This window comes from Streptomyces sp. NPDC056161, assembly GCF_042268025.1.
In the GTDB taxonomy this organism is placed as follows: Bacteria; Actinomycetota; Actinomycetes; order Streptomycetales; family Streptomycetaceae; genus Streptomyces.
Map to the genome: position 1 here is coordinate 40,616 of NZ_JBHJUV010000066.1, position 6,873 is coordinate 47,488.

6 protein-coding genes are annotated in these 6,873 nt (G+C 72.6%); 4 read left to right on the forward strand and 2 right to left on the reverse strand.

Features of this window, described 5'->3' with window-relative positions; all coding sequences use genetic code 11:
* Positions 1 to 126 precede the first annotated feature (126 nt).
* Positions 127 to 1,503, forward strand: coding sequence for a cysteine desulfurase/sulfurtransferase TusA family protein (locus ACFC09_RS39295; protein WP_376536720.1), 1,377 nt, complete (start codon positions 127 to 129; stop codon positions 1,501 to 1,503).
* A 20-nt stretch (positions 1,504 to 1,523) separates the two neighbouring features.
* Here the strand turns inward: ACFC09_RS39295 and ACFC09_RS39300 are convergent, their stop codons facing one another.
* A complete protein-coding gene (locus tag ACFC09_RS39300) occupies positions 1,524 to 2,498 on the reverse strand; it encodes a carbohydrate kinase family protein (protein WP_376536722.1) in 975 nt (324 codons plus the stop codon).
* Positions 2,499 to 2,628: 130 nt separating this feature from the next.
* On the opposite strand from ACFC09_RS39300, the gene ACFC09_RS39305 reads away from it, so the two are divergent.
* Positions 2,629 to 2,838: a hypothetical protein gene (locus tag ACFC09_RS39305; RefSeq protein ID WP_376536724.1), complete on the forward strand. Its 210-nt coding sequence runs from the start codon at positions 2,629 to 2,631 to the stop codon at positions 2,836 to 2,838.
* Between the two features lie 271 nt (positions 2,839 to 3,109).
* On the forward strand, positions 3,110 to 4,783 hold the full coding sequence (locus tag ACFC09_RS39310) for a hypothetical protein (protein WP_376536726.1): 1,674 nt from the start codon (positions 3,110 to 3,112) through the stop codon (positions 4,781 to 4,783).
* 190 nt (positions 4,784 to 4,973) lie between these two features.
* Here ACFC09_RS39310 and ACFC09_RS39315 read toward each other — a convergent pair whose 3' ends face one another.
* Positions 4,974 to 5,330, reverse strand: coding sequence for an iron-sulfur cluster assembly accessory protein (locus ACFC09_RS39315; protein WP_030181969.1), 357 nt, complete (start codon positions 5,328 to 5,330; stop codon positions 4,974 to 4,976).
* Between the two features lie 262 nt (positions 5,331 to 5,592).
* On the opposite strand from ACFC09_RS39315, the gene nadA reads away from it, so the two are divergent.
* Positions 5,593 to 6,789: a quinolinate synthase NadA gene (nadA, locus tag ACFC09_RS39320; RefSeq protein ID WP_376536728.1), complete on the forward strand. Its 1,197-nt coding sequence runs from the start codon at positions 5,593 to 5,595 to the stop codon at positions 6,787 to 6,789.
* The last annotated feature ends 84 nt before the right edge of the window (positions 6,790 to 6,873 follow it).

The following is a 6,873-nucleotide window of genomic DNA, read 5'->3' on the forward strand; positions in this document are numbered from 1 at the left end:
GGCGGCGAGTGCGGGTTCGCTGTGGCTCGGCGCTCCCCCAAGTTCTCGGCTTCGCTCGAACAGGGGACCGGGGGACCCCCAGTGCCCCGCGTCCCTGCCGGTGCACCGGGGTTCTAACGTTGCCGTATGGGTTACTTCGATGCCGCTTCCGCTGCTCCGCTGCATCCCGTCGCGCGGCAGGCGCTGCTGGCCGCGCTCGACGAGGGGTGGGCCGATCCGGCGCGGCTGTACCGGGAGGGGCGGCGGGCCCGGCTGTTGCTCGACGCGGCGCGGGAGACCGCGGCGCAGGCGGTGGGGTGCCGGCCGGACGAGCTGGTGTTCACCTCGTCCGGGACCCGGGCCGTGCACACCGGGATCGCGGGGGCGCTGGCCGGTCGGCGGCGGGCCGGGCGTCACCTGATCGTGTCAGCCGTCGAACACTCCTCGGTGCTGCACTCGGCCGAGGTCCACGAGCGGGACGGCGGGACGGTCACCCGAGTGGCCGTCAGCCGGGCGGGGACGGTGGACCCTTCGGCGTACGCGGCGGCGGTGCGGCCGGACACCGCGCTGGTCTGTCTCCAGTCGGCCAACCACGAGGTGGGCACCGAGCAGCCGGTGGCGGCGGTGGCCGAGGGCTGCCGGGCGGCCGGCGTTCCGCTGCTGGTGGACGCGGCCCAGTCGCTGGCCTGGGGGCCGGTCGAGGGCGACTGGTCGCTGCTGACGGGGAGCGCCCACAAGTGGGGCGGGCCGCCCGGGGTGGGCCTGCTCGTGGTGCGCAAGGGGGTGCGGTTCGCGGCCCGAGGGCCCCTGGACGAACGGGAGTCGGGGCGGGCGGCGGGTTTCGAGGACATCCCGGCGATCGTGGCCGCGGCGGCCTCGCTGCGGGCGGTGCGGGCCGAGGCCGCCCAGGAGGCGGTACGGCTGCGCGCCCTGACGGAGCGGATCCGGACCCGGGTGCCGGCGGCCGTGCCGGACGCGGAGGTGGTCGGCGACCCGGACCGCCGGGTGCCCGGGATCGTCACGTTCTCCTGCCTCTACGTCGACGGTGAGGCGCTGCTCCACGCGCTGGACGCGGAGGGTTTCTCCGTCTCGTCCGGCTCGTCGTGCACCAGCAGCACGCTGACGCCGAGCCATGTGCTCACGGCGATGGGCGTGCTGAGCGAGGGGAACGTGCGGGTGTCACTGCCCATGGGGACGGCCGCGGCGGAGGTCGAGCGGTTCCTCGACGTGCTGCCGGGAGCCGTGGCGGGGGTGCGGGAGAAGCTCGGGGCGCCGGCTCCGGCGACGACCGTGCGGCGGGACGTCCTGGTCGTCGACGCCCTCGGCAAGCGCTGCCCGATCCCCGTCATCGAGTTGGCCAAGGTCATCGGCGACGTACCGGCCGGCGGCCTGGTCCGGATCCTGTCCGACGACGAGGCGGCCCGGTTGGACATCCCGGCGTGGTGCGACATGCGCGCGCAGGAGTACGTCGGTGAGGAGCCGGCGGACGGCGGAACCGCCTACCTGGTCCGCCGGCTGACCTGACCTTCCCCCGCGCCGTCCGCTCAGCCGAGGTGCTTGCGCACCTCGCCCGCCGCCTCGTCGCCGTACGCCTTGGTGAACCGGTCCATGAAGTGCCCGCGCCGCAGCTGGTACTCCTGCGTGCCCACGGTCTCGATGACGAGGGTCGCCAGCATGCAGCCGACCTGCGCGGCGCGCTCCAGCGAGACGCCCCAGGCCAGGCCCGACAGGAACCCCGCGCGGAAGGCGTCGCCGACGCCCGTGGGGTCGGCCTTGCGCTCCTCCTCGGGGCAGCCGACCTCGATCGGGTCCGCACCGTCCTGCTCGATCCGTACGCCGCGCGAGCCGAGCGTGGTGACGCGGGTGCCGACCTTGGCGAGGATCTCGGCGTCGCTCCAGCCGGTCTTGGACTCGATGAGGCCCTTCTCGTACTCGTTCGAGAAGAGGTACGTCGCGCCGTCCAGCAGTATCCGGATCTCGTCGCCGTCCATGCGGGCGATCTGCTGGGAGAAGTCGGCGGCGAAGGGGATCTGGCGCGTCCGGCACTCCTCGGTGTGCCGGAGCATGCCCTCCGGGTCGTCGGCACCGATCAGCACCAGGTCGAGGCCGTCGACACGGTCCGCGACGGTCTTCAGCTCGATCAGGCGCGCCTCGCTCATCGCACCCGTGTAGAACGAGCCGATCTGGTTGTGGTCGGCGTCGGTGGTGCACACGAAGCGGGCGGTGTGCAGGGTCTCGGAGATGCGGACCGAGTCGGTGTCGACGCCGTGCCGCTCCAGCCAGGCGCGGTACTCGTCGAAGTCGAAGCCGGCGGCGCCGACCAGGATCGGCTCGGTGCCCAGCTGGCCCATGCCGAAGGCGATGTTCGCGCCGACGCCGCCCCGGCGGACGTCGAGGTTGTCGACCAGGAACGAGAGCGAGACGGTGTGCAGCTGATCCGCGACGAGCTGGTCGGTGAAACGACCGGGGAACGTCATGAGGTGGTCGGTGGCGATGGAGCCGGTGACTGCGATGCGCACGGCGAGGACTCTCCTGGAGGGAGGCGGTTTGACAGTTCACGCTACCCGGTTCGAGAGGAGTGCTGAAGGCGGGTAAACTACCGCAAAGTAGACCTTTCTTCGCACGTTCTGGCGTGCCTACGGTGCCTTTATGGTGAACTTCAAGATCTGCTCCACCGAGCCGGCCGACCCCGAGGGCGACCTGGCCTCACTGCGCGGCGACGGCGCGCGGATGGCCGCGCACTGGGCGGCGCCGCGGCGTGCCGATCCCCGTCCGGTGCCGCCGTCGCTCATCCACGGGGTGACCGTCCCGGCGCGCTCCGCCCGACTGCTGGACGCGATGTCGGACTACGGCGACTGAGACGTCGGACTTCGGCGACCGAGGCGTCGGCCTACGGCGACCGAGACGTCGGCCTACGGCGACCGAGCCGCCCGCCGCCGCGCCGCCCCGGCCACGACCACGCGCCCGCGGGAACCGCTGCCGGCTGAGCCCGAGCAAGCCCGGCCGGGCAGACCACCGCGTCCGCGCCGCACGCGGGAACCGCACGCTCCCGCTCCGCGTCCCATCGGCGTCCCACCGGCGTCCCCGAGAAGGGCGATGCGGGACACGACTCCACCAAGGGAGCGATGCGGTGAACAGCGAGCGACCTGGCAAGCCGGACATCCCCGACCGGGACGACGAGGACGCGGCCGCGGGTACCGCCAGGGACACCGGCTCCCCCGGCCGGGCGACGGACCCCGACAGCGGGACCGACAGCGGGACCGGCGCCGGGGAGGCGACGTCCGGGACCCGGGCCGCGGACGGGAAGGGGACCGGGCGGACCGGGAAGGGGGCACGCGGCGGGTGGCGGCGGTCTCCCGTGGCCATCGCCTCCGTGGCCGCGGCCGTGGTGCTGGCCGGAGGCGGCGTGGCCGGCCTCGCCGCCACCGCGAACGGCGGTTTTGGCCCGGCGGCGGCCGGCCCCGGCCGGACTCCCCCGCCCCCGCTCGCGCTGGACGGGTATCCCGGGCCGTCGGTGGCATCGGGCGGTACGAACGGCATCGCGCCCGGCGAGCCCGCTCCGTACGGCGTGACGTACGAGGCCGGCGGCGACCTGCCCGGCGGGCCCGGCTCGGCTCCCGTGTACCGGCCCGCGGGCGAGGTCGGCGCGGACGAGGTGGCCCGGCTGGCGAAGGCGCTCGGGGTGGCCGGGACGCCGGTGGCCGAGGGAACGGGCTGGCGGGTCGGGAGCGGCAGGGACTTCTTCGGACCGAGCCTGAACGTGGCCGCGAAGGCGCCGGGCAACTGGACCTTCCAGCGGTACGCGCCCGGCACCGACGACTGCAAGGGCGGCACCGTCTGCCCGCAGGACCCCGCGGAACCCGCCGACCCGCTCAGCGGACCGGCCGCCGAGAAGGCCGCGGCCCCGGTCCTGAAGGCGCTCGGCCAGGACGACGCGAAGCTCGACACGAGCCAGGTCATGGGCGCCCAGCGGGTGGTGAACGCCGATCCGGTGGTGGCCGGCCTGCCCACGCACGGCTGGACGACCGGGCTGACCGTGAGCGGACGGGGTGAAGTGGTCGCGGGCAGCGGGCTGTTGACGGCGCCGGAGAAGCCGGAGACGCCGGAGAAGCCAGAGAAGCCAGAGAAGCCAGAGAAGGGGGACATCTACCCGGTGCTGAGCGCGCGGCGGACGCTGGACCTGATGAACGCGGCGTCCCCGGGCGATCACCGTATGGGCATCGGCGGCTGCGCCAGTCCCGTACCGCTGCGGGACCGGCTGGAGCAGCCGTGCGGGGCCGGGGCGTCGACGGCGGCGCGGCCGGGTACGGCGACCGTGCGCAGGGCGGTCTTCGGACTGGCCGCGCACTCCGTCGCGGGGCGGCCGACGCTGGTGCCGTCGTGGCTGTTCGAGGTACGGGGGCCGGGTGCGGGGGATGCCTACACGGTGGCGTATCCGGCGGTGGACCCCGCATACCTGAGCGGGCCGAGCCCGTCGGCGACGCGGCCCGCGGCGCCGGACGAGCCGACAAAGTCACGGGAGACCAAGGTGGCCGGCTACACGGCCACCGACTCGGAGCTGACCGTGCGCTTCTCCGGCAGTGTGTGCTCCGAGTACACAGCCTCCGCCGACGAGAGCGCGGACCGGGTGAAGGTCACGGTGACGGAGCGGTTCGACCCGGACACGATCTGCATCATGCTCCTGAAGGGCTACCGGCGGACGATCCCGCTGGACGAGCCGCTGGGCGACCGGACGGTGGTCGGCACCGACGGCAAGCCGATCCCCGAGGGCAAGCAGGGAACCGGGCTGTCTCAGGCCCGCTGAACGGGTGGGCGGAGTCCGCGCGGGGTGAGCCGGCCACCCGGACCGGCCGGCTCACCCGGGTCGGCCGGGTCACCCGGGCCGGCCGGCTCACCCGGGCCGATGGGCCACGTGGACCAACCGGTCGCCGGACCGCGAAGGCGGCGGCCCTCCGTGGGGAGGGGCCGCCGCCTCGTGGGGCGCGGTGCGCGGCTCAGCTGAAGGAGTCGCCGCAGGCGCAGGAGCCGGTCGCGTTCGGGTTGTCGATCGTGAAGCCCTGCTTCTCGATCGTGTCCACGAAGTCGATCGTGGCGCCGCCGAGGTAGGGGGCGCTCATGCGGTCGGTGACGACCTTGACCCCGCCGAAGTCCTTCTTCACGTCCCCGTCGAGGGAACGCTCGTCGAAGAAGAGCTGGTAGCGCAGGCCGGAGCAGCCGCCGGGCTGGACGGCCACGCGCAGCGCGAGGTCGTCACGGCCTTCCTGGTCGAGCAGGGCCTTGACCTTGGACGCGGCGGCGTCGGTCAGGATGATGCCGTCGGTGACGGTGGTGGTCTCGTCCGATACGGACATCTACATCTCTCCCGGGTTGTACGGAGACTGCTTGCCGACGAGTGCAACCGGCGGGTCCGCGGATTCATTCCGGGCCGGGCGTTCTCGTTGTCGCATTTTTCCTCTGAGTTCATGCTCGCACACGCCCGCGGACGCGGACAGTGGCCGCCCAGCGACTCGACCGGGATTCATGTCACATGGACACAATGGCCATCGTCAAAGTGACGTGAACCAGTTATGATAGATAGCGTCAGTTCGACGAAAACTAGAAAGGGTGTGTGTCGTGACCACCGCCCATCCCTCCGAGCTCGACATACAGCCGAGCCCGCTCGCCCTGTTGCTCCTCGGCCGGCAGGCCGACCCGACGAGCGAGCGCGGTGTCGAGTGTCCCGGCGAGTTGCCCTCGCCGTCCGACCCCGATCTGATCGAGCGCGCGCGGGCGGCCAAGGAGAAGCTCGGGGACAAGGTCTTCGTGCTCGGCCATCACTACCAGCGTGACGAGGTCATCCAGTTCGCCGACGTCACGGGTGACTCCTTCAAGCTGGCCCGGGACGCGGCGGCCCGCCCGGAGGCCGAGTACATCGTGTTCTGCGGTGTGCACTTCATGGCGGAGTCCGCGGACATCCTGACCAGTGATGCCCAGCAGGTCGTCCTGCCCGACCTCGCCGCGGGCTGCTCGATGGCCGACATGGCCACCGCCGAACAGGTGGCGGAGTGCTGGGACGTGCTCACCGAGGCCGGGATCGCCGAGCAGGTCGTGCCCGTCTCGTACATGAACTCCTCCGCCGACATCAAAGCCTTCACGGGCCGGCACGGCGGCACCATCTGCACGTCGTCGAACGCGCAGCGGGCCCTGGAGTGGGCCTTCCAGCAGGGGGAGCCCTCGGAGACGAAGGTGCTCTTCCTGCCCGACCAGCACCTGGGCCGCAACACCGCGGTGCGCGACCTGGGCATGTCCCTGGCGGACTGCGTCGTCTACAACCCGCACAAGCCGAACGGCGGGCTGACGGCGGACGAGTTGCGCGACGCCCGGATGATCCTGTGGCGGGGGCACTGCTCGGTGCACGGGCGGTTCAGCCTGGAGTCGGTGAACGAGGTGCGGGAACGGATCCCCGGCGTCAACGTACTGGTCCACCCGGAGTGCCGGCACGAGGTCGTGGCCGCGGCGGACCACGTCGGTTCGACCGAGTACATCATCAAGGCCCTTGAGGCCGCGCCCGCCGGGTCCAAGTGGGCGGTCGGCACGGAGCTGAACCTGGTACGGCGGCTGGCGAACCGTTTCGCCCCCGAGGGCAAGGAGATCGTCTTCCTCGACCGCACGGTCTGCTTCTGCTCGACGATGAACCGCATCGACCTGCCGCACCTGGTCTGGGCGCTGGAGTCGCTGGCCGAGGGGAACCTCGTCAACCGCATCGAGGTCGACAAGGAGACGGAGGCGTACGCGAAGCTGGCGCTGGAGCGGATGCTCGCGTTGCCGTAGGCGGAGGCGGGGTTCGGGTGCGCCGGGGGGAAGGGCGCCCGCCGTCCGCCGATCCGGACCGGAACAGAAGAGACGGGTGCGGGG

Coding starts and splice junctions, on each gene's coding strand:
- ACFC09_RS39315 (WP_030181969.1), bottom strand. CDS start 5,330: ATGTCCGTATCGGACGAGACCACCACCGTCACCGACGGCATCATCCTG.
- ACFC09_RS39305 (WP_376536724.1), top strand. CDS start 2,629: ATGGTGAACTTCAAGATCTGCTCCACCGAGCCGGCCGACCCCGAGGGC.
- ACFC09_RS39295 (WP_376536720.1), top strand. CDS start 127: ATGGGTTACTTCGATGCCGCTTCCGCTGCTCCGCTGCATCCCGTCGCG.